Raw genomic sequence first — 26,641 nt, 5'->3', positions numbered from 1 at the left:
TCACTAAACCGAAGTGTTGTTCTAAGATTTCCCGCTCGACTTGCATGTGTTAGGCACGCCGCCAGCGTTCATCCTGAGCCAGGATCAAACTCTTAATTAAAGTTGTATTTAAAAGCCGAAGCTTTAAAATCTGGTTCAGTAAAACGCATCGCGTTTCATTTTCTATCTTCATATTTGGTTATACGAATCTAGAATTATTGTTTTTTAAAGAAATTGTACGTTGACTCATTCGTTTATGAATTCATCTTACCAATCTTTGCTGATTGTTTGTACTTTAGTCTTTTTTGAGAACTACTTAAAGTCCTCTTTGACTAAATTTCTACACTATGGAGTTTTCAAGGTTCTATGGATCATCTAAATTATATATCGAGTTTTAGAAGATCCCGTGTTAAAATAATAATTTAACACTTAGCTTTGAAGCTCTGTTGTTTTCTAACATAGTTCGTGTTTAGCGAACTTTCTTAGTATACAATGTTTCGATATCCTTGTCAACAATTTTTTTAAATTATTTTTAAATTTGTTTTTTATAAGATATTTTGTCGAAACAGCTTATTTAGAATATCAAAATAAACAACATATGTCAACAGTTTTATACAATAAAATTAAAATTATTTTCAAATATATATTTTATTATGAAAAATCCTGATATTTTAACACTCAATAATATTAGTTGAAAAATTTATATAAATAAGAATATCTAATATTTTAATACTTTTAGCAAAGTCAAATAATAATCTGAATTGTTACTTTGTAATCAGAAGTATTTTTAAATTAATTAGATTTCTTAACATATTATTGACGTATTTGCTTCTGTTGACGGAGACGCGCCCCCTTCACTTGTTTAGGAGTAAGCAAGAAAACAAAGGGCATTGCTATTATTAAAATAACAACTAGGATCATCATACTATCAATAATTGAATCCATGGCTCCCTGGCGAGTAATAAGCACATTTATAAGACTCAACGCCTGAGTCTTTGATGATGTATTATCAATACCTGTTGAAATCAGAAGTGACTGCAATTGCTTAATCATTTGACATGCAGGAAAGGAATCATAATTAATAAGATCCTGTAAAATATTCTGATGATAAGCTTGCTTAACCATAATAACATAATTCATAATTGCGATTCCAAGTGAACTTGCAATTTGGCGAACAGTATTCACAACTGCCGAGGCAGTGGATGCCAAAGATTTAGGTACTGCACCCATCGCCGCATTCGATATCGGCATTAAAGCCAGACCAAATCCCAGTGAACGTACAACCAGCATAATCTGCAAATTGCTATAAGACGTATTGAGACTTAAGTTTTTCAAGTTATAAGTAGTTATTATTGCAATAATCACACCAATGATTCCAATACAAAACGCCCCATACTTATCATATATTTTTCCACTGACCGGCATTAGAAATGCCGAAACCATGGCCATAGGCATCATTATGATGCCTGTCTTTAGTGGAGAATAACCTAACAAATTTTCACTATATAAAGGAACAATAAATATGACACCTAACATTGCCATAGTTAATAAAGACATGGACAATATACTAGATATAACGACTTTGTTTTTAAAAACTCTGATATCAATAAGAGGATTTGATATGGAACTCTCCCATACAACAAATGCCGCTAATGTAAATAAGCATATAATAAGAAGAGAAATAATGCTTTGGGACTTCCAGCCCCATTCTGTTCCCTTACTCAAAGCCAATAACAATGAAAAACAAGCAATCGCAATAAGCAGAGTTCCTAACAAATCAAATTTTATTTCCTTATTGATTGTTGTTTCCTTTAAATAGAATGGACAAAGCAAAATGGCAAGTAATCCTATGGGTAAATTGACAAAGAATATCCATTCCCAACTCAGGGTATCCAACAAATATCCTCCTAAGGTAGGTCCCACTGATGGCCCCATAATGGCAGCTAACCCCCATATTCCCATAGCTGTCCCCATCTTTTCACGGGGTGCTAAGGAATATACTATCGCCATACTGACAGGGATAATCAATCCTCCACCAATAGCCTGAATAATTCTGGCAGCAATCATAATGTTAAGGCTCCATGAAATCCCACACAAAGCAGAACCAACAGTAAAAATGAGCAATGAACTAATATAAATCCTGCGATGACCAAATCGTTCACAGAGAAACGCACTAGTAGGAATAACAATACCTGTTGTAAGCATATAAGCAATCAAAATCCATTGCATATCACTACTTGATACACCGAAAACAGACATCATATGTGGGAGAGCAACATTTACGATACTGCTATCAAGAAAGGCCATAAAAGCACCGATAACTACAATTGTAAGTGGAAGAACAGGAATTTTAGTTTGTTCATTCAGCGGTATAGATGAAGTCATATATATATCCTCCTACAAATAGATTTTTATCTTTGCATTCATTCCAGGAAGCAGCTTTTCCTCGTATTTTTCACTAAAGCTAATTTTTATCGGTATTCGCTGAGTAACTTTGATAAATGAATTCCCACTGCTCTGTGTAGACAATAAGGAAGAGACAGAGGTAGAAGCACTACCTATAGATTCAACTTTTCCTTTAAACCATACCTTTGGAAACGAATCTACTGTAAAATAAACTTCCTGTCCTACTTTAACCAATTCAATTTTATCTTCTTCAATATTGGCAGTTATGTATAGTTCATTTGGATTCACCATCATTGCAATAGGACTAGAAGGGCTTGCCATTTCACCAACACTTGCCATTTTCTTAATAATTTGACCGCTGATAGGAGCCCTTATTACTGTCATCTCAATATTTGCACCCGCAGCAAGTAATTCTTCTGACTGTCTGGCTATCATTTCATTCTCTTCTACGCGCTGATTTTCTTCAAAAGTAAGCTCCGTAATTTTTCCATTAATCTGAGGACTTACTTTAACAATTGTAGCATCAACCTTGGCATCCTCGGTTACAATATAATGATTTTTCTGATAGTCAAAATAAACCCATACTGCAGTTAATACTACAATTAATGAGCTAAGAATAATAACTACTTTTTTATTTTTCATTTTATTCCTCACCTCCTAGGCTTTTCATCTCATCACCATCTGTTGAAGACAAATATACCCGTGCAAACATTCCATCCTTTATCAAATGTTCAGGATTCTCAACAGTAATTCGTACTGGATAAGCTTTTGAAGCTGTATTTATTGCATCTGAAATATCTGTAATTTTACCATTGAATATCTTCTCTGGAATGGCAGAAAGTTCAATTTTGTAGTTTTGACCTATTTTTAAAGAATTTATTTTTTTTTCATTAACAAGAATTTCAATTTTAATTTGATCTAGATTTACAATCTTAAAAGCTTGAGTCTGAGCGCTAATTAATTCTCCAATCTCTACATTTGCTTCCGTTACAGTTCCATCCATTGGTGCAATAACAGTACTATCATTGTATACTATTTGCGCTTTGTCTAAATTTGCTTGAGCCAGATTAACTGCACTTTCAGACATTTCCAAAACACTAGCATAGTTATTATCATAATCAGAAATGCTCATAGCACCTTCTAATTTAAGCTCTCTTGCCCTTTTCTCATTTTCCAAAGCATATTTTTTATAAGCGACATTTGCTTTTTCCAGATTAGCTTTGGCAGCATCTACGTTTGCAGCAAGCTCCCGTGAATCTAAATGAAGTAAAACCTGACCTTTTTTTACCTCTGAGCCAATATTTGCTAAAACTTCTGCTACCTTACCCGTTGATTTGCTCACTACACTAACGCTCTCTCCTGCTTCCGCACGTCCACTCAATTCATTTTCCTCACTCCTAGAGTTATCTTTAAAATTTTCTTCTACTGATCCTTGCTTAGAACTAACCATTTTTGCTTCTTCCCTCATTGATATACATCCACTTAGCAAAAATGCCATTAAAAAAATTAGTAATACACAACACCTGAATTTATTCATTTCCTTCACGTCCTTTTATTCCATCAAATAATAAATCAGTAAGATCTCTTGATAAAGACTGTTCTAAAAACTTCTGTTTATGGGTATCTCCTAATAAATGCTGACTTTCTATTGAAAAAAGTATATAAGAGTAAAAAACATTTATTATAACCTCAGGATTTATCTTTCTAAATTCTCCTTTCTCCATTCTGCATAACAAAAATTCCTTTAGAATTTTACAAATAGGTTCGTAACCCCGCTTTAAATAGATATTGCGTAATCCTATGTCATATTGAATCTCAGTAAGAATAATTCGCATAAAGACTTTTGATGCGGAGATGGTTTCAAAGCGGTTTTGAATAATATGCTGCAAAGCTTCCCTTCCATCTAGATTATTGCAATCTTCTATGCATTCTTTTAGTGGTTCAACACCAATTAAAGGCACTACACTATTAACCACCTCATATAAAATCTCCGTTTTATTTTGAAAATGTCTAAAAATGGTGCCTTCAGAAATACCAGCAGCTTTTGCAATTTCTTTTGTAGTTGCTCCATTAAAACCTTTTTTACCAAATACTTCTACTGCTGCCTGAAGAATTGAAAATTTAGTGGGATGAATATTTTGTAACATAATTAACCTCCATATATATACGTATATAATTAATTTTCTATATCAGTAACGATTTGATGTAAGTAAGTACTTACTTACATACTAGCAAAAAAATAAATTCCTGTCAACTTACTATTTATGAGCATTTTATTTATTTTTTATAATTAGACTTTTAATCTAAGAAATTAAGAACACCAAGATCTTTTATCTCAGTTATTGAAATATAATATTGATGCAATTTAAAAAACTATACACTCAAATTTAAGAGATAGATTTAGGAAGTTTTTTTATTGATTTACACCAATTTGCCAATTTGATTACTAATATATTACTAAGATATATGAAATCAAGATTAACGTAAACGAAAAGACTGGTTCATCACCAATCTTTTTGTAAGCCAGAATATAACCAGCTTTAAATATATTTAATTTATGATTTATAACTCGATCTTGATTCGAAGGAATTACAATTGGATTAACAATTAAGAAAGTTAAACAAATATTATTACTATCAAAAATCCAACCGCAGCACCTAAACTTTTATACATACGACCTTTTGTTACTTTTTCCTGGTTTGCTTCACCCACTTGAATCTCTAGCAAAGTAAATGCTCTTGTAAATAAACTACTTTGACCTTCCATATCTGTTTTACCTAAGTCATATCCAATATCTGATATGATCTGTAAATCTTTTTTAGTTAAAGAACTATCCTTATAAACATAATCTACCGCTTCTTGCCAACAGCTTGAAAAATCAAAAGATGAATCAGATTTTAATATTTCACAAGTTTTAGCTAATAATTTATAAGATAATCCTTCATCTGTCTTACCAATTCGCTCAAATACTATTGGAAGAGGATCAAGTTTATACTTCATTTCTGATTGTAATATCTTAAGAGTGGAAATTAACGATTGCAAATGTGTAAGCCTATTTTCATAAGATTTTGCTTTTAATTGACCAGAAACAACACCTATTATAATAATTAATAAGCATAAAATCATCTTTATATAAAACAATTATAATATCCCCCCTCTATATGATTTTTCTTATACGTAACTTTTTATATAATAACATTATTTCTAAAATCCCTTACACTAGAAATCGAACCTACTGCGGGAACATTTGATAAATATATAAATCTTTGAAATACTCCTCTTTTTACAAGATCACCTATCCCTGATGCTAATATATCTTCATAATTATTGCCATGAATTGTTGTTAAAAGGCTTATACCTGCACAAACACTGGCTTCAATAGCATTTATATCTTGCTTTTTACCAATTTCATCAGTTACTATAATGTCAGGAGACATTGAGCGTATAAGCATAAGCATTCCTTGATCTTTGGGGCATCCATCTAATACGTCAGTTCTTGTACCTAAATCATAATTAGAATACCCATTATACATACCTGATATTTCAGAACGTTCATCGCATACTCCAACTTTAAATCCCATGTTACTTAAATTTCTTATTAAATCTCGTAATAATGTTGTCTTTCCGCATTTCGGTGGAGATACAATAACTGTATTATAAATTTGATTTTTATTTTTAACTAAAAATTTCATACAAGGATCTGAAACACCTATTATTTCTCTGCTTCTGCGGATATTTAAAGAAGAAATATCTTTAATAGTTTTTATTTTTCCATTTTCAACTACAGTACGCCCGCAAACGCCTACTCTATGTCCTCCTTCTATTGTAATATATCCATTTGACAATTCTTCTTGGTATGCATATGCAGAATGATTTAAAATATTATTAAAAATTTTATTAATTAATTCCTTATTAATTTTTAAGCCACTTTGGCTTTTTAATTCATATTCCTTGCCTTCAGAAAAAATTTTAATGTCACTTCCTATTTTTATTCGTATTTCTTCTAAATTTTGCAGTACATCATTGGAAAGGCTTCTTATTTGACCTCCTACTTCACCTGGTAATTTCATTAAAATATTATTTAAGTTATCCATGTAATACCTCATCCTCTTTATTTAGCTTTAAAATGTATTGATAATAAATAATATGGTTTGGACAAGATTTTATGACAAATAAAAAAATACTTTATATTAAATTTCAAACATAAACTAGCCATAAAATTCTAGAAATGCATATAATTAAATATAAAGTATTATAGTTTTTAATAATTATTGATCTTTTTATTCTTTAGCCTGCGCTTCTTCTAGTTCTTCCTCAAGTTCTTCTTCTTTTATCGGTATAATATAAAGCTTAACTTTTTCTATTCTCCGGTCTTTTACTGATTCAATTTTAATAACACAATTTTTTAGTTCTATAATTCTCTCTTCAGGTTCATTTTCTTCTGGAATTTCACCTAAAATATCAATTATAAGGCCACCTATTGTTTCATGTTCTTCAGATTCAAGGTTAAGATTTAATTCTTCATTTAAGTCATCAAGATAATATGCTCCGTCAATTAAGTAAGTATTCTCATCTATTTTTTCAAGCTTAGCCTCATAATCGTCATATTCATCATCAATATTACCCATTACTTCTTCTATTAAATCTTCTATAGTTACAATTCCTGCCATGCCACCATATTCATCTATGAGAATAGCTATATGGACTTTCGATGCCTGCATCTCTCTGAATAAATCATCTATATTTTTACTCTCAGGTACTAAATATGGCTTTCTTAGAAGATTTCTAATATCAACATTTTCAAACCCAAGTTTTCTTGCTTGTATTATAAAATCTTTCATATATATGATTCCAATTACATTATCACTGTCTTTTTCATATACAGGAATCCTAGAATATCTTTTTTCCAATAATTCATCAATATAATCTTCCACTTTTTCGTTTATATTAATCATATAAACGTCCGTTCGCGGTGTCATAACTTCATAAGCTAACTTATCATCAAATTCGAAGATACTCTTTATCATTTCTTTGCCGGCTTCTTTAATTAAACCTGTTTCTTGCCCTACTTCTAATATTGACTTAATCTCATCTTCATCGTATTCCTCAGTATTTGACTCTTCAGTCTGTCCAGTTACTTTCATTAAAAATGAAACTGAAACAGATAATAATGCTACGAAAGGTGCTGTAAGTTTGGAAATTAAAATTATAGGCTTTACAGAAATTAAAGCTAATTTTTCAGAATGCTGAAGTGCAATTCTCTTTGGATATAATTCACCAAAAACAAGAGTTATATAAGATAATATAACTGTAACAATTACTATTGCTGCCTGTGTACCATAAGGGATACCAAATTCAGTTAAATATTTACCAATAAGTCCCCCGATAGAAGTAGCTGCTGATGCACTTGCTAAAAACCCTGCCAAAGTTATAGCTACTTGGATTGTAGATAAAAATTTATTAGGTGTATCTAACAAATCTAATAATAGCTTTGCTTTCTTGTTTCCCTCCTGCATCATAACTTTCAGCTTATTCTTATTTGCTGAGACTATAGCCATCTCTGCTGAGGCAAAAAATGCATTAATTAAAATAAGTACTGCTAAAAATAATAATTGTAATACCAATCCCATACTGGGGTCAGGTGTTGTAGGCATTTTATTTTGTTCCTCCTTAGATTTTAAAAGAGCATTTGGGACATTATCCCATTTAATTTATATATTATACCATCTATTTATGTTTTCGTAACATAAATTTTTCAGAAACGGACTTTTTCATTTTAATTTTTACTATTTGTTGTGCATGAGGCGCCGAATCTATTGGATTATTTTCTTCATTTAAGAGTATTTCTATTTTTTGTGAAAAATAATCAGTATATGGTCCAAAAACTTCGATTTGATCTCCCAAACAGATTTTATTTCGTTGTTCTACTGTTGCCATTCCTGTATTTTTGTCATAATCTTTAACAATGCCAACAAAGGTATACTCTCTATTATATGCACTTGTTTGATAGTTCTGATCCTTATTTGTCGGTTTATTATAATAAAATCCTGTTGTAAATTCTCTATGGCTAACTTTTTTTAATTCAGCAAGCCAATCCGGATTAAAAACATAACCTTTTGGATTAGCATAATAGGTATCAATAGCTTTTCTATATACACTAACAATAGTAGCTACATAAAAAACACTCTTCATTCGGCCTTCAATTTTAGCTGAAGCAAGTCCGGACTCAATAATATCAGGAATGTGTTCTATCATACACAAGTCCCTTGAATTTAAAATATAAGTACCTCTTTCATCTTCTTCTATTGGAAAATACTCTCCGGGTCTTTGCTCTTCAACCAATTTATATTGCCATCTGCATGGGTGAGAACATTGACCTCTATTAGCATCCCTTTCTGTCATAAAATTACTTAAAAGACATCTTCCTGAATACGAAATACACATAGCACCTTGAATAAAAGCTTCAAGCTCTAAATCCTCAGGTAATTTTTCCCTAAGATATTTAATTTCTTTGAATGTAAGTTCCCGTGCCAAAACAATTCTCTTTACACCTTGTTTATACCAAAAATCTGCTGTCTTATAATTGGTGGTATTAGCTTGAGTACTCATATGAAGCTCCGCATTTGGAATCATTTCTTTAAGCATCATTATTATACCCGGATCAGATACAATAAAAGCATCAATAGGTATATTTTTAATTTTATTCAAATATGATTGCAATTGTTCAATATCTTCATTATGTGCAAAAATATTTAGTGCCAAATGAGCCTTTTTACCCTTTGAATGTGCATAATCAACACCTTCTTTTATATCTTCAATGCCAAAGTTCCTTGCGCTAGCACGAAGTCCGAACATTTCTCCTGCAAAATATACAGCATCTGCACCATAATCAATAGCAATTTTTAATTTTTCTAAATCTCCTGCCGGAGCCAAAAGTTCAACTTTATTCATTTTTACCTCTTAACATAATAATTTTACGGTTAATCTGCCAGTTTATTTAAATTGACTTATAGCTAACCCATCTCCAACAGGCAATACTGCTGTTGTTACATTATCTAAATTTGTAATATGAGTTAAAAATGCACGCATTCTTCTCATAATAGTTCCATTTCTTCTTGTAGAGAGAAATTCTTCTGATGCTGTAATAGCTTTATATAATACATTATCAGAAATAATAACAGCTTCATTATTAAGCATTTTTATACATTCATCCCAAAACACCTTATATTGTCCTTTTGCTGCATCAATAAAAACCATATCATACGGCTGAATTTTACCTTTTTCATAATCCGAAAATAATTCCGTTAAACTCATTTTTGCATCTCCAAAGATTACATCTATTCTATCTTCAAAGTTAAATTTTTTAATATTTTCCTTCGCAGACTTATACATATCTTCTTTAATTTCTAAAGTAGTAACTTGAACATTACTATCTACAGTTGCAAAACATAAAGCAGAGTATCCAATTGCAGTACCAACTTCCAATATTCTCTTTGGTTTTTTTAAACGTATATAATTTAAAATTAATTCTTCGGCATCTTTTAAAATAATAGGTATATGTTTATCTTCAGCATATTCTCTAAGTATTCTTAAATCCTCATTTAACGGCTTATATAATCCATTTAAGTATTCTGTTACTTGTGGTATTGTGATATACATTTTTTACTCCTTAAATGCATTTTTTATATAGTCATCTTTATCTTTTAAAAATTGATTATAATTATTTGAAAATGCATGTGTACCATCAAGAGATGGTTTTAAAACATAATAAAGATAATCAGTATCTGCAGGATATAAAGCAGCTTTTATGGAATCGATGCTTGGACAACAAATTGGTCCCGGCGGAATTCCATTTATTTTATATGTATTATAAGGAGATTCAACTTTCAAATCAGCATAAGTTAATCTTTCTTTGTGTTCACCTAATGCATATTGTACTGTTGCATCTATTTGCAGAGGCATACCAATCTCTAATCTATTTTTTATTACACTGGAAATAATTTCTTTTTCTCCAGTAACTCTAGTCTCTCTTTCTATCAATGATGCAATAGTAATCACTTCATTAATATTAAGGCCTATTTCCTCTGCTCTATTGTAATATTCTTCTGTAAACAAGCTATCAAATTGTTTTAACATTCTATCAATAATATCATGCTCTGTAGCTGAGGTAAAAACATCATATGTTTCAGGATACAAATATCCTTCTAAGCGATTTTCACCCACAGGAGCATCTTTTAAAAATTTATAATCAAAAATACCTGTTTCTATTTCATTTTTAAAGGTTTCATTATTAATCATTCCTTTTTCAGCAAGCCTATTTTCTATATCGTTAAGAGTATAACCTTCCGGTATGGTAAATCTCATCGTATTAGTATTGCCTTTTACTAAAGAATCCATAATTTCTATCATAGACATATTCGAGGATAAAACATATTCTCCTGCCTTATACCGCCCCTCATAACCTTTTGTTTTTGACTGTAATTTAAAAACTGTAACATTATCAATAATTTTATTTTCTTCTAAGATATTTGCTATATCTTCAGTCCCCGATCCTGAAGGTATCACAATATTTACAGCTTTATTATTACCTGGATTTAAAGCTTTTGACTCAGTATTTAAATAAACAGTAAAAGCAATAAAACCAATTAAAATTAATATTGCTACCGTTAATATAAATTTTACAAAACTTCTACCACCTTTGGATTTTCTCTTTTTTCCCATATTACTTCCTCTAATTTACTTATACTATTTATATAATTAATAAATCAACTAATAAAAATAATGCTTTTCATTTGTATATATTAACATATTTATAAAATTTTTCATTAATTTTTTATGTACTTTTTGATATTTACTCTATATTAAAAAAATCACCTAAAATAAACTTTAAATAAAGTTCTATAATCAAGAGATTTTTTATATTACATCATTTTTTAATAAATCTGCATATTAAAAAATAGCAGAGTATTTTAAAAAAGCAAATACCCTGCTATTTACATTATTTTGCTCTTGATAAATACTCACCGGTTCTAGTATCAATCTGAATTACTTCGCCTTCTTCTATAAAAATCGGTACTTGAATTACTGCACCAGTTTCAACAGTTGCTGCTTTTGTAACATTTGTAGCTGTATCTCCTTTAACACCTGGTTCTGTTTCTATAACCTTTAAGTTTACAAAATTAGGAGCTTCAACTAAAAATGCACTTCCTTTATAGAACTTAATTGTAGCCATATCATTTTCTCTTAAAAATTTCATAGCTTCTTCAACCTGATCTTCCATTAACGGAACTTGATCAAAAGTCTCCTGATCCATGAAATAGTAAAGTTCACCATCATTATATAAGTATTGCATTACTTTTGTTTCAATATGTGCTTTTGGGAATTTATCATTAGGATTAAAAGCTTCTTCTCTAGTAGCTCCTGTTAATATATTCTTATATTTAGTTCTTACAAATGCTGCACCCTTACCTGGCTTAACGTGCTGAAAATCCAAAATTATATGTGGTTCACCATTAATATCAAATGTTACACCTTTTCTAAAATCACTTGCATAAATCATTTATTATCTCTCCATTTCTTTTTTCAAGAATTTCTTTCATTATTTTTTTCTCTAAAAACTACTTAAAGAATAATTAGCTCTTTTTTCGACTTAACCTTGTTTATTATACCAAAACTTGTCACAATTGCCAAGTCCTCAATACGAACACCAAATTTATTAGGAATATAAATTCCTGGCTCAATAGTAACAACCATATTTTCTGCTAAAATTTCATCACTTTTTGAATTTAAAGTAGGTGATTCATGCACTAAAGTTCCAACTCCATGACCTAATCCATGAATAAAATAATCTCCAAAGCCAGCTTCTGTAATTATATCTCTGGCAACTTTATCTACATCAAAGCATTTAACACCGGATTTAATAGCCTTACAAGCTTCCGTTTGTGCCTTTAAAACTACTTCATAAACTTTCTTTTGTTCTTCTGTTACAGAGCCCATAGCAATAGTTCTTGTCATATCTCCACAATATCCATCAACGATCGCTCCTAAATCCATAGTCACGAAATCGCCAAATTCTATGATCTTATCACTAGGCTCACCATGGGGTAAATTTGTCCTCTCACCAGAAACACAAATGGTATCAAAAGCAAGTCCTGTTGCACCATGGGAAAATAAAAATCTTTCTATTTCATCAGCAACAGCTTTTTCTGTCATTCCTATCTTAATAAATTCCAATATATGTTCAAAACAGGCATCACCTATTTCCGCTGCTTTGGAAATACTTTCAATTTCTTTTTCTGTTTTAACCATATTACTCTTATTCAACTTTAATCACTTCTCCTAAAATTGTATATATGTCATTAATAAGCATAGAAAATCTCATTTCTGCTTGCATATATTGTGCAGCAAGAGGATCTTTCATAATAATTTCATAAAGTGATTGCATTTGACCTTTCATGTCTTCACTAATTTCTTCACCTATCATCTGTTTTGATTGAATTTCAAATTGCTTCGCCTGAAAATCATTCAACATCTCCACAAGCTCAGGATTTTTTGATGCAGTTTCTTTTAATTCTTTATAGCTTTTATATTCCTCTGATTCTTTTAATACTTTTGCTAAATTACGAGCCTCGTCATGAACATTCATTATTATACCTCCATAAATATTGGTAGAATTACCGGATTTCTTTTAGTTTTTTCATAAATAAAGTTTTTTAATTCTTCTCTAACTGCATTTTTTAATGCAGTCCAATCTCTTATTCCTTCAACGTAACATTTATCTAGCCTAATACTCACAACTTCTCTTGCAGATTCAATTAAGTCTTCATTTTCTCTTACATAAACAAAACCTCTGGATATTATATCAGGTCCTGAACAGATCATTCCTGAAGCTTTTTCAATTGTTGCGACAACTATAATAAGGCCTGATTCAGATAATAATTTTCTGTCTCTCAATACAATATTTCCTACATCTCCAACGCCTAATCCATCAACTAAAACAGCATTGGATGAAACTGCTTCTTTTGCCTTTACAACACTATTCCTCTTTAAATTTAATATCTGTCCATTATCTAAAATAAATATCCTATTTTTTCTCATACCTAAATCTTCAGCTATTAAAGCATGTTGTCTCAAATGTCTGTATTCTCCATGTACAGGCATAAAAAACTTTGGCTTTATTAAAGAATGAATAAGCTTTAATTCTTCAGCACATGCATGTCCAGATACATGTATATCTGCAATATCCGAATATATAACATCTGCACCTTTTTCAAATAATTTATTTACAATATTTGATACAGTCTTTTCATTACCTGGAACAGGGCTTGATGATAAGATCACCATATCACCTTTTTTTATTTGAACTGCTTTATGATCTGCAGACGCCATTCTGGATAATGCTGACATAGGCTCACCTTGGCTTCCTGTAGTTATAATAACAAGTTCTTTATCAGGTATATTTTTTGTTTTATTTATATCTACAATTACATTTGCAGGGATTTTAAGATAACCTAACTCTATAGCCAAATTTACTACATTAACCATGCTTCTTCCTGATATGGCAACTTTTCTTCCAAACATAACAGCAGTATTTATTATTCTTTGAACTCTATGCACATTGGATGAAAATGTAGCAATTAAAATTCTAGCTTCTGAGCCTCTGAAAATATTCTCAAGCGCTACTCCTACAGTTCTTTCCGATGCCGTGTAACCTTTCCTTTCAGCATTTGTACTATCTGCAAGCATTAATAAAACGCCTTTTTTCCCTATCTCTGCAAGTTTATGAAAGTCTATAGGCTCACCATCTACGGGAGTATAATCAATTTTAAAATCTCCCGTATGAAATATCACACCTGCAGGGGTATTAATTGCAAGTGCAATAGAATCGGCAATAGAATGAGTTGTTCTAATTGTTTGTATATTAAAAACTCCTATTTTTACCGATTGGCCTGCTTTTATAGTATTTAAATTACCTTGAAGACCATGTTCTTTAAGTTTATATCCTACTAATCCTAAGGTTAATCTTGTGCCATAAATAGGTACATTCAATTGTTTCAAAAGATATGGAATAGCACCAATATGATCTTCATGCCCATGTGTCAGTATCATACCTTTTATTTTTTCTTTATTTTTTATTAAATAACTAAAATCTGGTATAACGATATCTATTCCGTACATTTCATCTTCAGGAAAGGACAAGCCACAGTCAATGATCATAATTTCATCATTATATTCCAAAAGGGTCATGTTTTTTCCTATTTCGTTCAAACCACCTATTGGAATTACTTTAACTGGTCCGCCTCCTTTATTGTTTTCCAAAATTTTCAAATTTTAATTTCCTTCCTTCATTATTTTTTTCCGAACTATTTAATTACTAAGTTTAATAATTTATTAGGTACAGCAATTATTTTTACGATCTTTTTATCTTTTATTAATGCTTTAACTTTATCATTATTCATTGCAATATCTGTAAATTCATCTTTATTAAGTCCGTTTGCAATTTCAATTCTTTCTTTTACTTTACCATTAATTTGAATTACAATTTCAACAGTATCCTTTACAAGGGCCCCTTCATCATAGTCTGGCCAAGACACCTTATAAACAGATTCCTTATGTCCTATATGCTGCCACATTTCTTCACAAATATGAGGAGTAAACGGTGATAAAATTAAAATTAATTTTTCCACGCTGTCTTTTAATAATCCTAAATTAATATCTTCTAACTCTTTATATCTATATAATTCATTTACAAATTCCATAATTGAACTTATTGCAGTATTAAAATTAAATCTTCCGCCTACATCTTCTGAGACTTTTTTTATAGTTGTATTCATTACATAAGCAAGTTTTTTATCATCTGTACTTTCAAGTATATAATTGTTTTGTACGTTTGTAATAATATCTGTTAATTCAAAGACTAAACGGTGAACTCTATTTATAAAACGAAAACTCCCTTCAACTCCTGCATCAGACCATTCTAATTCCTTTTCAGGCGGAGAAGCAAAAAGGATAAATAAACGTGCAGTATCTGCACCATATTTATTAATAATCTCCTCAGGGCTTACTACATTACCAACTGATTTAGACATTTTCTTACCATCTTTTAGAACCATGCCCTGAGTAAGTAGATTCTTGAATGGTTCATCTGTTGGAGCAAATCCTATATCATATAAGAATTTAGTAAAAAATCTAGCATAAAGCAAATGTAAAATTGCATGTTCTACACCACCTATATATTGATCTACCGGCATCCAATATTTAGCCTTATCCTTATCAAAAATTTCTTCACTATTTTTTGCATCAGTATATCTTAAGAAATACCAAGATGAATCAAGGAATGTGTCCATTGTATCTGTTTCTCTTTTTGCCTTTTTACCACATTTTGGACATACAGTATCTTGGAAAGTCTTACTTGTAGTAAGAGGAGACTCTCCTTTTCCACTGAATACAACATCCGTAGGAAGCATAACTGGAAGATTTTCTTCCTTCTCAGGAACCCATCCACAATCTTCGCAATAAATCATAGGAATTGGTGTACCCCAATATCTCTGTCTGGATATCAGCCAATCTCTTAATCTAAAATTAATAGATTTTTTGCCTATTTTCTTTTCTTCCAAAAATTCAACTATTTTAATAATAGCTTCTTTATTATTCATTCCATTAAATTGGTCTGAGTTTATCATTGTTCCTTCTGCGACAAAAGCTTCTTTTAAATTATTTATGTCTATCTCAGGATTACCGGGATCAATTACAGGGATAACTTCAATGCCATATTTTATTGCAAAATCAAAGTCTCTCTGATCATGGGCAGGTACAGCCATAACAGCCCCTGTACCATAATCCATAAGTACATAATTTGCAATATAGATAGGAACTTTTTTCCCATTTAAAGGATTTATTGCATATTTACCAATAAATAGTCCTTCTTTTTCTAAATTAGTTGCACTTCTGTCAATATCATTTAAATACTGTAATTTATTCATAAAATCTTTTACTTTATTTTCGTATTCAGTATTTAAAGTTAATTCTTCCACATAAGGATGTTCAGGTGCCAATACCATATAGGTAACACCAAATAATGTATCAGGCCTTGTAGTAAAAACAGTGAGATTTTTATCAAATCCCTCAATTTCAAAATCTACTTCACCACCTACACTTTTACCTATCCAATTTTTTTGCATTAATTTTACTTTATTAGGCCAACCTTCCAGCTTATCAATATCAGTTAAAAGCCTGTCCGCATAATCAGTAATTTTTAAATACCATTGTTCAAGATCTTTTTTGCCAACAGGAGATTTACATCTCTCACAGATGCCATCTACAACCTGTTCATTGGCAAGTACAGTCTGACAAGAAGGACACCAATTTACAGGATTTTTTTTCTTATAAGCAAGACCTTTATTAAAAAATTGAATAAAAATCCATTGCATCCATTTATAATAATCAGGATGGCATGTTGCAACTTCTCTTTCCCAATCATATGAAAGACCCAATTCTTTTAATTGATCTCTCATTTCTTTAATATTATCCCAAGTCCAAATATTAGGATGAATACCATGCTTTATAGCGGCATTTTCCGCTGGTAATCCAAAAGAATCCCATCCCATTGGATGCAATACATTATACCCGTTCATTTTTAAATATCTTGTGGCAACATCACCTATTGAATAGTTTCTAACATGTCCCATGTGTAATTTCCCAGACGGATATGGAAACATTTCCAGAAGATAGTACTTTTTCTTTGTTTCATCATCATCTGTTTTAAATAATTTATTGTCTTCCCAATATTTTTGCCATTTTTTTTCAATTTCGTTGAAATTATAGCGTTCTATCATCTTCTACCTCCAATTCTACTTAAACTCCTAAATCAATGAACTCACAGTCGCTCCATATTTTTTCAATATTATATCTGTCACGTTGCTCTGCAGAAAAGATATTAACAATCACATCACCAAAATCCATTAAAATCCATCCCGAATTCTTTTGACCTTCAATACTTTTTATAAAAATACCTTCTTTTGCAAGTTGTTCTTCTACTTCTTCTTTTAAGGTTCCAATCTGCCTTTCAGAACTACCTGATGCAATTACAAAATAATCTGCAAAGGAAGACTGCTTTGTTATATCAATTACAACAATATCAATTGCTTTTTTTTCTGTAAGCACTGCTGCTGCTTTTAAAGCGATATCTTTATTTATCATTTATCATTTTCCCCTTTCTTGTAATTCTTTTTTTATAAAATCAATAGCTCTAACTGTATCCAAATCTAAATATAATTCTTGACTTTGAACATAATCAGCAACATGTTTTAATGACATTAAACAAGCCTTATCTAAATCAATATAAGCTAATTCCCTAAGTTCTTCTATACCAGGATATGATCGATTTGGTTCAATAGCGTCAGCAATATAAATGATTTTTTCTAATGTAGACATTCCGTCTCTTCCTGTTGTATGATAGCTAACTGCATTTATAATATCCTGGTCTTCAATATTATAATCACGTTTTATAATATTTGCTGCTATCTTCCCATGTGCTAAATTCGCATTTCCCAAATAATATGAATCTAAATTAAATTCACTTACATATGCATTTAAAACATCTTCATTAATTCCACGATAAAAATCATGAACTAAAGCTGCTAATTCTGCTTTATAAACATCTTCTCCATAAAGCTTTGCAAGTTTTTTAGCTTCCTCTGCCACAGCAAAAGTATGAATCCTGCGTTTTTCTGACATATTATTTTCTATATAATCATAAATACAACTTGGAATCATTAATATACTCCTCAACTTCTTTTGAAACTAAATATCGTATGCTCTTTCTGTTTTTGACTCTTTCCTTAATATCAGTGGATGAAATTTCAATTCTCCTATTATTTAATTGTATTATATTAGTATTATATTTTTCCCTTATATGTTCAATACAATTTAATAATTCATCTTCTTTATAACCCGGACGATAACCTACAATAAAAGAAAATTCTGTCAAAAGTTCTTTAGATTTATACCATTTTTCAATGTCTAAAAATGTATCCGTACCCATTATAAAAAATATTTCACTTGAAATTCCAAAGTCATCCCTGCATGATCTCAATGTATTTATAGTATATGAGATATTAGGAGAATCAAGCTCTTTTGAAGAAACTTTAAAGCTGTTATTTCCTTTTATTGCTCTTCGAATCATTTCATATCTATCACGAGATGAAGTAACTTTTTTATTAATTTTAAATGGCTGTATCATAGCAGGCATAAAAATTACCTGATCCAATCCTGCTTCTTCTTTGGCATGCTCTGCTAAGACAAGATGGCCCCAATGAATGGGATCAAATGTTCCACCTAAAATTCCGATTTTTTTCATACAATTTCCTTTTTATATATCTGTTAAATTTTCATTTTTTAATTGAATTCCAAGCTCATTAAGTTGTTCCTTTGCAACAACAGTTGGTGCCTCACTAACCATACAAACAGCATTCTGATTTTTAGGGAAAGCAATAACTTCTCTAATACTGTGCTGCCAAGACAATAACATCACTAGACGATCTAATCCATAAGCTAAGCCACCATGAGGAGGTGTACCATATCTAAAAGCTTCAAGTAAAAATCCAAATTTAATATTTGCTTCTTCTTCAGAAATACCAAGTACTTCAAACATTTTCTTTTGAAGATCCTTATCGTGAATTCTTATGCTTCCACCACCAAGTTCAACACCATTTAATACTATATCATATGCTTTTGCCTTTACTTTTGCAGGATCAGTATCAAGTAGAGGTACATCTTCTAAACGAGGAGAAGTAAACGGATGGTGCATTGCATAAAATCTTTCATCTTCATCATCATATTCATAAAGAGGAAAATCCACAACCCATAATAAATTATACTGGCTATCATCAAGTATTCCAAGTCTTCCTGCTATTTCTCTTCTCAAAAACCCCAAACTATCAAAGACAACTTTCCCTTTATCAGCAACAATTAAAATTAAATCGCCTTTCTTACCGTTAAAGACATCAGTTATTTCCTTCATTTTCTCTGGTGTAAAGAATTTATTAATAGAAGAAGTTGTTTCCTTTTCACCTATTTTAATCCAAGCCATACCCTTAGCACCATAATGTTTAATCTCAGCTTGTAGCTTATCTATTTCTTTCCTGCTAAATTTATCTGCTCCGCCTTCAATATTGATACCTCTCACATCACCACCGGCATCTAAAGCTTTCGTAAATACCTGGAACTCACAATCTTTAACAACACCATTTAATTTTTTAAGTTCAAATCCAAATCTTGTATCAGGTTTATCACTGCCAAAACGTTCCATGGCTTCATCATAAGAATATCTAGGAAATGGTATTGAAATATCTACATTCATAATATCTTTAAAAAGCTTTTGCAAGAATTTTTCCTGTACTTCTATAACATCATCAACATCTACAAATGACATTTCAAGATCTATTTGAGTAAATTCAGGCTGTCTGTCTGCTCTTAAATCTTCGTCCCTGAAACATTTAGCAATCTGAAAATATTTATCTGTTCCGCCAACCATAAGAAGTTGTTTAAATGTCTGAGGAGATTGAGGCAATGCATAAAATTTCCCCTGATTTACTCTGCTTGGTACAAGATAATCTCTTGCACCTTCCGGTGTAGAATTAACTAAAATAGGTGTCTCTACTTCAGTAAATCCTTCACTGTCAAAAAAATCTCTTGCTGCTTTTGTAATTTTATGTCTAAAAGTTAAATTTTGCTGCATTTTATGTTTACGAAGATCCAAGTATCTATACTTTAATCTAAGATTATCTGAAACCTCATCATCATCTTTGATATAAATTGGAGGTGTTTCTGCTTCAGAATATATTACAAGATCATCTGCAAAGACTTCTATATCTCCTGTCTGTAAATCTTTATTTTTTGATTCTCTCTCTTTTACTACACCTTTAACACCTACAACATACTCATTTCTCAGTTTGTCAGCTTTTTGAAAAAGTTCCTGTGGAATGTTATCATTAAAAACAATTTGTACAATTCCCGTTTTATCTCTTAAATCACAAAAAATTAAGCCACCCAAATTTCTTCTTTTTTGAATCCAGCCATTTAGCACTACTCTATCTTCAATATTTCCTGAATTTAATACTCCGCACATATGGGTTCTTTTAAAAATACTACTCATACTAATTATCCTTCTCCTCTTTTTATATAACAAATTTATTTCGTTATTTCTTCTATAATTTTATCTAATGCCACTTGCTTTTGCTCTGAAGTTGCCATTGTTTTTATTGAAACTACGCCTTCATTAAGTTCGTTGTCACCTATTACCAATGTATATTTTGCATTTAATCTATCTGCATATTTAAACTGACCCTTGATATTTCTTCCCATAATATCCATTTCAGCTTTAAATCCGGATTTACGAAGATCTCGCATTAACTTTAATCCAAAGAATTTTGCTTTTTCACCCATAACAGCTACAAAGACATCTACTCCATCAGGTTTTGGTATTTCAATACCTGAACTTTCCAACACAAGAAGCAGTCTTTCAATTCCAAGTCCAAATCCTACACCCGGAATTGGAGGACCTCCAATTTGTTCTATCAGATGATCATATCTGCCTCCGCCGCATACCGTTCCCTGAGCGCCTATTTTGTTTGATACAAATTCAAAAGCTGTTTTAGTATAATAGTCTAGCCCTCTTACGATTCCTGCATCAACAATATAGGATATACTCATTGAATCTAAATTTTTCTTTACATCAGAAAAAGCAGCTTGACATTCCTCACATAGATAATCAAGCATTACTGGAGCACCCTTTATTAAATCCTGACAAACTGAAGATTTGCAATCTAATATACGCATTGGATTCCTATCATATCTTCCTTTGCATGTATCACAAAGTGATTCATACTTTTCTTTTAAAAACTCTCTTAAAGCGTTTCTGTAATTTTCTCTGCATTTTGGACATCCTATACTATTGATTCTTAATTCTAAACCTTCTATTCCTAAACTTTCAAGAAAATCAGACGCAGCTCCAATTACTTCAGCATCTGCCATAGTATTATCTGTGCCAAATATTTCTATACCTAATTGGTGAAACTCTCTTAATCTGCCTGACTGAGGCTTTTCATATCTAAAACATGGAATAATATAAAAATATTTAGATGGCTGAACATCAGCATATAGCTTATGCTCAACAAAAGACCGTACTACTGGTGATGTCCCTTCAGGCTTTAGTGTCAAACTCCTCCCAGCATAATCATCAAATGTATACATTTGTTTTTCAACAATATCAGTAGTATCTCCCACTCCTCTTGCGAAAAGCTCTGTATGTTCAAAGACAGGTGTTCTTAATTCTTTAAAGCCGTATTTTTCGCATATTTTTTTAAACATATCTTCCACATAATGCCATTTATAAATCTGGCTTGGTAATATGTCTTTTGTTCCTTTCGGTGCATTTGTTAACATTATATTCCTCCTAAAACTGAGAAAGCTTATTTATATAACAAATCCTTTTTAACATCTATCTATGTATTAAAAAGACCTTTCTCTTTTCGCTCTAACATTTCATCAATTCTTTCTACATATATTTCATAATTAGAAACATTGGGAACACGCTCTAATCTATTTTCTTCCTGATAATATACTTTTGTAATACCTCCTGCCCCTAACGCAATAATTGTCTGCATTTCTTCCATAATGCGTATATTATATATATTTTCTGCATGAGGTTTCGCATATCCAATATTTTCAAAATTTCCCGTCATTTGTTTTTGCCTATATAGGTAGTACGGCTCAAAACCGGACTCAGAAAGCATCATTCTACTCTGCTCTAACATTTCTCTTACAATTTGGCTTTGTTTATAATTATAGTCACTATCAATCAATTTTAATCTTGAAGCTCTCTTTAATGCTAATGTATGAACAGTTATGTTCTCAGGTTTAAGTTCCAAAACAGATCTTAATGTATTTTTAAAATCATCAACATCTTCTTCAGGCAACCCCGCAATAATATCAGCATTAATAATTTTTATACCAACTTCTCTTGCCACTTTAAAAGCTTCAATAATATCTTCTGGACAATGAGAACGTCCAATAAGTTCAAGAGTTTTTGCTTTCATAGACTGAGGGTTGATACTAATTCTAGAAATTTCGTGTTTTTTTATTATTTCTAATTTTTCCCTTGTAATCGTATCCGGTCTTCCTGCCTCAACTGTAATTTCTTTAGTTTTACTCAAATCAATATTTTCTTTTACGTGCATTAATAACTTATCTAATTGTTCTTTTGAAAGAGTAGTTGGAGTTCCGCCTCCTATATAAACACTTTCAGGATATAAACCCCTACTTTGCATTCTTTTACCTACAAAAGATATTTCATAATGTAACGCTTCTAAATATGAATTAATTTGATTTTCCGATGCTTGATTTGATGTAAATGAACAGTATACACATCTTGTTGGGCAAAAAGGAATACCAATATACAATCCTACTGCATTAGTATTACTTCTACCAAGAATGCATTTTTGAATATTATTAATGTGCATAATCAAGTCTACTTTTTCTTGACTCATTCTATAATATTCTAATAATATTTGCTTAGCTTTTTCTTCACTTCCCTCTCGTACACTTAACTCAGAAGCTAATTTTACAGGTCTTACTCCCGTATGAATACCCCAATCCGGTTTTAATCCTGTGTGAAGACTCAAAGAATCAAAGATGAACTGTTTTATAACATTTCTGCCCTCTGGCTTATTAAAATTTAACGCCAAATCATCAGGTACAGTTATATTAATATAAGATTTATCATTATCTGTAATATCCAAATTTGCAAGGGTTTTTAAATTGTCAATAATAGTTCCATTATTAATAAGAACATAATCTGAAGGTCTTAAAAAAACCTTTATCAGTTCTTCAAATTCATGTATATTTTTTACATAATTTAATTCAATTCTATACAAATGGATTATTCCTCTTTTCAAAACCTATTGTTGTAGGCTCCATATGACCTGGATAAACTTGTGTATCATCAGGCAAAACAAATAATTTATTTCTAATAGAATCCTTAATTTCCTTATAGGATCCACCATATAGATCAGTTCTTCCAATAGATTGTGCAAATAAAGTATCCCCACTAAATAAATAATTATCTACTAAAATGCACATACCACCCTTTGTATGTCCAGGAGTATGATAAAATGTTAATTCCATTTTTCCAACGCTAAGCTTGTCTCCATCATCAACTAATATATTAGGATTAAGTGTAATTGGAACTCCACATGTTTCTGCAGAAAAATTCATGTTTGGATTCCTTAACAATTCAGCTTCATGTTTACATGCAACTAACTTACAATGAGGATGCTCATCTAAATAAGCCGTAACGCCTCCAATATGATCACCATGTCCATGAGTAAGTATAATATATTCAAGTTCAATTTGATTTTCTTTAATAAAATTTACCATAAGTTGATTATATCCGCCCGGGTCAACCATAAATCCTTTTTTCGTTTCTTCATCTGCAACAATATAACAATTTACAGACAATGGACCACTCATAAAATTTTTTAATATCATCTATACCCTCTTTTCCTTATTAATATTTTTGTATATATTTAAAAAGTTTTTTTACTATCCAATAATACTGTTACAGGACCGTCATTATATATTTTTACTAACATATCAGCTTGAAAAATTCCTTCTTCTACTTTAATATTCTTTTTTCTGCATTGATTAACAAATTCTATATATAATTTATTAGCTTTATCCGGTTTTGCTGCCTTTATAAAACTTGGTCTTTTTCCTTTCCTGCAATCACCAAACAATGTAAATTGAGATACTGCTAAAATATCTCCTTTTACATCTTGAACAGATAAATTCATTTTTTCATTTTCATCTTCAAAAATACGAAGTCCTGTTACTTTATCAACAATGTAAGAAACATCTACGATATCATCATTTTCTTCCACTCCGACAAGAACTACAAGACCTTTTTTTATAGCTCCGGTTATATTTCCTTCTACAGTTACATCCGCATTAATTACCCGTTGTACAACTGCTCTCATATTAAACTCCTATTAGATTATATTTAAGTAATTGACCTGTAAACATCTGCAACGCCCTGAACACTTCTAAGTGAACGAAGCACTTTCTCCATTTGACTTACATTGGAAATAGCTAAAGTCATTGTTATATTAACAATTTTATCTTTTGCACTTTTTGCATTAACTCCTGCAATATGAACATCCATATCTTCACATACCCTTGAAATATCTGAAAACATTCCTTTTCTGTCCTCTGCTAAAATATTAATGTCTACATTATAAGACATATTTTCTTTCTGCTTATCCCATTCAACTTCTACTAACCGTTCTTTTTCTCCATCAGGAAGAGAAATTATGTTTATACAGTCTGTTCTATGAATAGATATACCTCTTCCCTTTGTTATAAATCCTATAATGTCATCACCTGGAACAGGATTACAGCATTTTGAAAAACGAATTAGTAAGTTATCAACGCCTTTAACACTTACACCTGCCGCATCTTTATGTCTCTGTTTTTTCTTATTAACAGTAATTTTTTCATTCTTTTCTTTACGTTTTAATTCTGCTTGTTTTTCTTCATGATATAAACCAAGTAACATAAAAACCACTTTGCTGAGAATAATTCCTCCCGAGCTAATGGAAGTATATAAATCCTCAGAAGATGCCAAATTATAATTTTTTGCCACTTTATTAAGCCAATGGCTTCTAATAATTTGCTGAGATTCATAACCTTTTCTGCGGACATACTTTTCCAGCATTTCTTTTCCTTTGTCAACAGAATCTGATTTATTTTCTTTTTTAAGCCATTGTCTTATTTTATTTCTTGCATTACTACTTTGTGCTATTTTTAACCAATCTATACTTGGTCCCTTACTATTTGAAGAAGTTACTATCTCTACAATATTTCCATTTTTAAGAGTATAGTCTATAGGAACCATTTTTCCATTTACTTTAGCTCCAATACACTTTACACCTATAACTGAATGAATTTTAAAAGCAAAATCAAGAGGTGTTGATCCTGCTGGAAGCTCTATCACATCACCTTTAGGGGTAAATACAAATACCTGATTGGAAAAAAGATCAACTTTTAAAGTCTCCATAAATTCTTTAGGATCATTTAAATCTTTTTGCCATTCTAAAGTTTGTCTTAACCAAGCTAGTTTATTTTCTTCTTTATCAGTTTTAATGCCTTCTTTATATTTCCAATGAGCAGCAATACCGTATTCTGCAATTTTGTGCATTTCATAGGTTCTGATTTGTATTTCAAAAGGCTCACCACTATCTCCGATTACAGTGGTATGTAAAGATTGATACCTGTTTGGTTTTGGCATTGCAATATAGTCTTTAAATCTGCCTGGGATAGGTTTCCACATAGTGTGAACAATACCTAAAACGGCGTAACAATCCTTGACTGAGTCTACAATAATTCTCACCGCAGTTAAATCAAATATCTCCTCAAGCTGCTTGTTTTGATATTTCATTTTTCTGTATATACTATAAAAATGCTTATTACGACCTGTTATTTCATAGTTTATATTTAAATCTTCAAGGCTCTCTTTTATTTCGGTAATAACCCTGTTAATATTTTCTTCTCTTTCGTTTTTCTTTATTTTAACTTGAGTTACTAAATCATAATAAGCTGTAGGGTCCAAATGCTTTAATGCAATGTCTTCAAGTTCAAACTTTATAGTATATATACCTAGCCTGCTAGCTAAAGGAGCATAAATTTCCAAAGTTTCCAAACATTTTTCTTTTATTTGGTTTTCATTCATGTAGTTAATTGTCCGAAGATTATGAAGACGATCTGAAAGTTTAATAATTAATACACGAATATCCTTTGACATTGCAAGAAACATTTTACGCAAATTTTCCGCTTGTCTTTCTTCTTTACTCTCAATTACCAATGACCCCAGTTTAGTAACGCCATCCACAAGTAAAGCGACTTCTTCCCCGAAATCGTTTATTAAATCTTCTTGTGTATATGGGGTATCTTCTACAACATCATGAAGTAAGCCAGCCACTATAGTATTTTCATCCATGCCTAAATCTGTTAAAATTTTAGCAACCTCAACAGGATGAATTAAATAAGGCTCACCAGATTTGCGCAGCTGACCTTCATGCATTTGTGCTGCTTTTTCGTATGCTTTTTCAATTAACATAATATCTATATTTTCATTAATTGAAAGAAGATGCTGTAAAAATTGTTCCTTATTTTCCATAAGTAATTTCCTTCTCAAATAAAT

General features: G+C 31.0%; 24 protein-coding genes and 1 rRNA gene. All 25 read right to left on the bottom strand.

Features of this window, described 5'->3' with window-relative positions; all coding sequences use genetic code 11:
- Positions 1-100 (bottom strand): 16S ribosomal RNA (locus K292_RS0109675); the annotation flags it as partial.
- Positions 101-792: 692 nt separating this feature from the next.
- Positions 793-2,364, bottom strand: a complete 1,572-nt coding sequence (locus K292_RS16675) for a DHA2 family efflux MFS transporter permease subunit (protein ID WP_037372947.1) — start codon at positions 2,362-2,364, stop codon at positions 793-795.
- Between the two features lie 12 nt (positions 2,365-2,376).
- A complete protein-coding gene (locus K292_RS0109665; protein WP_027399679.1) occupies positions 2,377-3,027 on the bottom strand; it encodes an HlyD family secretion protein in 651 nt (216 codons plus the stop codon).
- Between the two features lies 1 nt (position 3,028).
- The gene (locus K292_RS16670; protein ID WP_051280596.1) at positions 3,029-3,922 is read right to left on the bottom strand and encodes an efflux RND transporter periplasmic adaptor subunit; all 894 of its coding nucleotides are present in this window, start codon (positions 3,920-3,922) and stop codon (positions 3,029-3,031) included.
- Entirely contained in the window at positions 3,915-4,532 is a 618-nt protein-coding gene (locus K292_RS17890; protein WP_027399678.1) for a TetR/AcrR family transcriptional regulator, read from the bottom strand. The genes K292_RS16670 and K292_RS17890 overlap by 8 nt, the downstream gene beginning before the upstream one ends.
- Before the next feature lie 469 nt (positions 4,533-5,001).
- On the bottom strand, positions 5,002-5,526 hold the full coding sequence (locus K292_RS0109650) for a stage III sporulation protein AB (protein WP_027399677.1): 525 nt from the start codon (positions 5,524-5,526) through the stop codon (positions 5,002-5,004).
- A 44-nt stretch (positions 5,527-5,570) separates the two neighbouring features.
- Complete coding sequence (gene spoIIIAA / locus K292_RS0109645; protein WP_037372946.1) at positions 5,571-6,479, bottom strand: stage III sporulation protein AA; 909 nt, start codon at positions 6,477-6,479, stop codon at positions 5,571-5,573.
- A gap of 186 nt (positions 6,480-6,665) precedes the next feature.
- On the bottom strand, positions 6,666-8,039 hold the full coding sequence (locus tag K292_RS16660; protein WP_051280594.1) for a hemolysin family protein: 1,374 nt from the start codon (positions 8,037-8,039) through the stop codon (positions 6,666-6,668).
- A 73-nt stretch (positions 8,040-8,112) separates the two neighbouring features.
- Complete coding sequence (locus tag K292_RS0109635; protein WP_027399675.1) at positions 8,113-9,336, bottom strand: peptidase U32 family protein; 1,224 nt, start codon at positions 9,334-9,336, stop codon at positions 8,113-8,115.
- Between the two features lie 42 nt (positions 9,337-9,378).
- Complete coding sequence (locus K292_RS0109630; RefSeq protein WP_027399674.1) at positions 9,379-10,044, bottom strand: O-methyltransferase; 666 nt, start codon at positions 10,042-10,044, stop codon at positions 9,379-9,381.
- A gap of 3 nt (positions 10,045-10,047) precedes the next feature.
- Entirely contained in the window at positions 10,048-11,106 is a 1,059-nt protein-coding gene (gene mltG / locus K292_RS0109625; RefSeq protein WP_027399673.1) for an endolytic transglycosylase MltG, read from the bottom strand.
- A 277-nt stretch (positions 11,107-11,383) separates the two neighbouring features.
- Positions 11,384-11,944 (bottom strand): elongation factor P, encoded by a 561-nt coding sequence (efp, locus tag K292_RS0109620; RefSeq protein WP_027399672.1) that lies wholly within the window; start codon positions 11,942-11,944, stop codon positions 11,384-11,386.
- Between the two features lie 62 nt (positions 11,945-12,006).
- Entirely contained in the window at positions 12,007-12,708 is a 702-nt protein-coding gene (locus K292_RS16655) for a M24 family metallopeptidase (protein ID WP_051280592.1), read from the bottom strand.
- Positions 12,701-13,030 (bottom strand): YlbF family regulator, encoded by a 330-nt coding sequence (locus K292_RS16650; RefSeq protein WP_037372945.1) that lies wholly within the window; start codon positions 13,028-13,030, stop codon positions 12,701-12,703. Before K292_RS16650 ends, K292_RS16655 begins: the two co-directional genes overlap by 8 nt.
- 2 nt (positions 13,031-13,032) lie before the next feature.
- Positions 13,033-14,712 carry a ribonuclease J gene (locus tag K292_RS0109610; protein ID WP_281168544.1) on the bottom strand — a complete coding sequence of 560 codons (1,680 nt, stop codon included), beginning with the start codon at positions 14,710-14,712 and terminating at the stop codon, positions 13,033-13,035.
- A 35-nt stretch (positions 14,713-14,747) separates the two neighbouring features.
- Complete coding sequence (gene leuS / locus K292_RS0109605; protein WP_408605248.1) at positions 14,748-17,216, bottom strand: leucine--tRNA ligase; 2,469 nt, start codon at positions 17,214-17,216, stop codon at positions 14,748-14,750.
- A 22-nt stretch (positions 17,217-17,238) separates the two neighbouring features.
- Positions 17,239-17,583: a ribosome silencing factor gene (gene rsfS, locus K292_RS0109600; RefSeq protein WP_027399669.1), complete on the bottom strand. Its 345-nt coding sequence runs from the start codon at positions 17,581-17,583 to the stop codon at positions 17,239-17,241.
- Between the two features lie 3 nt (positions 17,584-17,586).
- Positions 17,587-18,159 carry a bis(5'-nucleosyl)-tetraphosphatase (symmetrical) YqeK gene (yqeK, locus tag K292_RS0109595; protein WP_027399668.1) on the bottom strand — a complete coding sequence of 191 codons (573 nt, stop codon included), beginning with the start codon at positions 18,157-18,159 and terminating at the stop codon, positions 17,587-17,589.
- Positions 18,137-18,742 (bottom strand): nicotinate-nucleotide adenylyltransferase, encoded by a 606-nt coding sequence (gene nadD, locus K292_RS0109590; protein ID WP_027399667.1) that lies wholly within the window; start codon positions 18,740-18,742, stop codon positions 18,137-18,139. The genes yqeK and nadD overlap by 23 nt, the downstream gene beginning before the upstream one ends.
- A gap of 12 nt (positions 18,743-18,754) precedes the next feature.
- Complete coding sequence (aspS, locus tag K292_RS0109585; RefSeq protein ID WP_027399666.1) at positions 18,755-20,539, bottom strand: aspartate--tRNA ligase; 1,785 nt, start codon at positions 20,537-20,539, stop codon at positions 18,755-18,757.
- 35 nt (positions 20,540-20,574) lie between these two features.
- Complete coding sequence (gene hisS / locus K292_RS0109580) at positions 20,575-21,828, bottom strand: histidine--tRNA ligase (RefSeq protein WP_027399665.1); 1,254 nt, start codon at positions 21,826-21,828, stop codon at positions 20,575-20,577.
- Positions 21,829-21,887: 59 nt separating this feature from the next.
- Positions 21,888-23,318: a coproporphyrinogen dehydrogenase HemZ gene (gene hemZ / locus K292_RS0109575; RefSeq protein ID WP_051280588.1), complete on the bottom strand. Its 1,431-nt coding sequence runs from the start codon at positions 23,316-23,318 to the stop codon at positions 21,888-21,890.
- Complete coding sequence (locus K292_RS0109570; RefSeq protein ID WP_027399663.1) at positions 23,311-23,931, bottom strand: MBL fold metallo-hydrolase; 621 nt, start codon at positions 23,929-23,931, stop codon at positions 23,311-23,313. Before K292_RS0109570 ends, hemZ begins: the two co-directional genes overlap by 8 nt.
- 38 nt (positions 23,932-23,969) lie before the next feature.
- Positions 23,970-24,419, bottom strand: coding sequence for a D-aminoacyl-tRNA deacylase (gene dtd / locus K292_RS0109565; RefSeq protein WP_027399662.1), 450 nt, complete (start codon positions 24,417-24,419; stop codon positions 23,970-23,972).
- 23 nt (positions 24,420-24,442) lie between these two features.
- Positions 24,443-26,617 (bottom strand): RelA/SpoT family protein, encoded by a 2,175-nt coding sequence (locus K292_RS0109560; RefSeq protein WP_037372944.1) that lies wholly within the window; start codon positions 26,615-26,617, stop codon positions 24,443-24,445.
- Between the last annotated feature and the right edge of the window lie 24 nt (positions 26,618-26,641).

Source organism: Anaerovorax odorimutans DSM 5092 (assembly GCF_000426305.1).
Taxonomy (GTDB): domain Bacteria; phylum Bacillota; class Clostridia; order Peptostreptococcales; family Anaerovoracaceae; genus Anaerovorax; species Anaerovorax odorimutans.
The sequence above is the reverse complement of the archived record's forward strand: the minus strand, read 5'-3'. Positions and strand labels throughout refer to the sequence as shown.

Excerpts from the sequence above, each read along its gene's own strand:
- K292_RS16675 (WP_037372947.1), bottom strand. The coding sequence starts at position 2,364 with ATGACTTCATCTATACCGCTGAATGAACAAACTAAAATTCCTGTTCTT.
- K292_RS0109665 (WP_027399679.1), bottom strand. The coding sequence starts at position 3,027 with ATGAAAAATAAAAAAGTAGTTATTATTCTTAGCTCATTAATTGTAGTA.
- K292_RS16670 (WP_051280596.1), bottom strand. The coding sequence starts at position 3,922 with ATGAATAAATTCAGGTGTTGTGTATTACTAATTTTTTTAATGGCATTT.
- K292_RS17890 (WP_027399678.1), bottom strand. The coding sequence starts at position 4,532 with ATGTTACAAAATATTCATCCCACTAAATTTTCAATTCTTCAGGCAGCA.
- spoIIIAA (WP_037372946.1), bottom strand. The coding sequence starts at position 6,479 with ATGGATAACTTAAATAATATTTTAATGAAATTACCAGGTGAAGTAGGA.
- K292_RS16660 (WP_051280594.1), bottom strand. The coding sequence starts at position 8,039 with ATGCCTACAACACCTGACCCCAGTATGGGATTGGTATTACAATTATTA.
- K292_RS0109635 (WP_027399675.1), bottom strand. The coding sequence starts at position 9,336 with ATGAATAAAGTTGAACTTTTGGCTCCGGCAGGAGATTTAGAAAAATTA.
- K292_RS0109630 (WP_027399674.1), bottom strand. The coding sequence starts at position 10,044 with ATGTATATCACAATACCACAAGTAACAGAATACTTAAATGGATTATAT.
- mltG (WP_027399673.1), bottom strand. The coding sequence starts at position 11,106 with ATGGGAAAAAAGAGAAAATCCAAAGGTGGTAGAAGTTTTGTAAAATTT.
- efp (WP_027399672.1), bottom strand. The coding sequence starts at position 11,944 with ATGATTTATGCAAGTGATTTTAGAAAAGGTGTAACATTTGATATTAAT.
- K292_RS16650 (WP_037372945.1), bottom strand. The coding sequence starts at position 13,030 with ATGAATGTTCATGACGAGGCTCGTAATTTAGCAAAAGTATTAAAAGAA.
- rsfS (WP_027399669.1), bottom strand. The coding sequence starts at position 17,583 with ATGATAAATAAAGATATCGCTTTAAAAGCAGCAGCAGTGCTTACAGAA.
- yqeK (WP_027399668.1), bottom strand. The coding sequence starts at position 18,159 with ATGATTCCAAGTTGTATTTATGATTATATAGAAAATAATATGTCAGAA.
- nadD (WP_027399667.1), bottom strand. The coding sequence starts at position 18,742 with ATGAAAAAAATCGGAATTTTAGGTGGAACATTTGATCCCATTCATTGG.
- aspS (WP_027399666.1), bottom strand. The coding sequence starts at position 20,539 with ATGAGTAGTATTTTTAAAAGAACCCATATGTGCGGAGTATTAAATTCA.
- hisS (WP_027399665.1), bottom strand. The coding sequence starts at position 21,828 with ATGTTAACAAATGCACCGAAAGGAACAAAAGACATATTACCAAGCCAG.
- K292_RS0109570 (WP_027399663.1), bottom strand. The coding sequence starts at position 23,931 with ATGATATTAAAAAATTTTATGAGTGGTCCATTGTCTGTAAATTGTTAT.
- dtd (WP_027399662.1), bottom strand. The coding sequence starts at position 24,419 with ATGAGAGCAGTTGTACAACGGGTAATTAATGCGGATGTAACTGTAGAA.
- K292_RS0109560 (WP_037372944.1), bottom strand. The coding sequence starts at position 26,617 with ATGGAAAATAAGGAACAATTTTTACAGCATCTTCTTTCAATTAATGAA.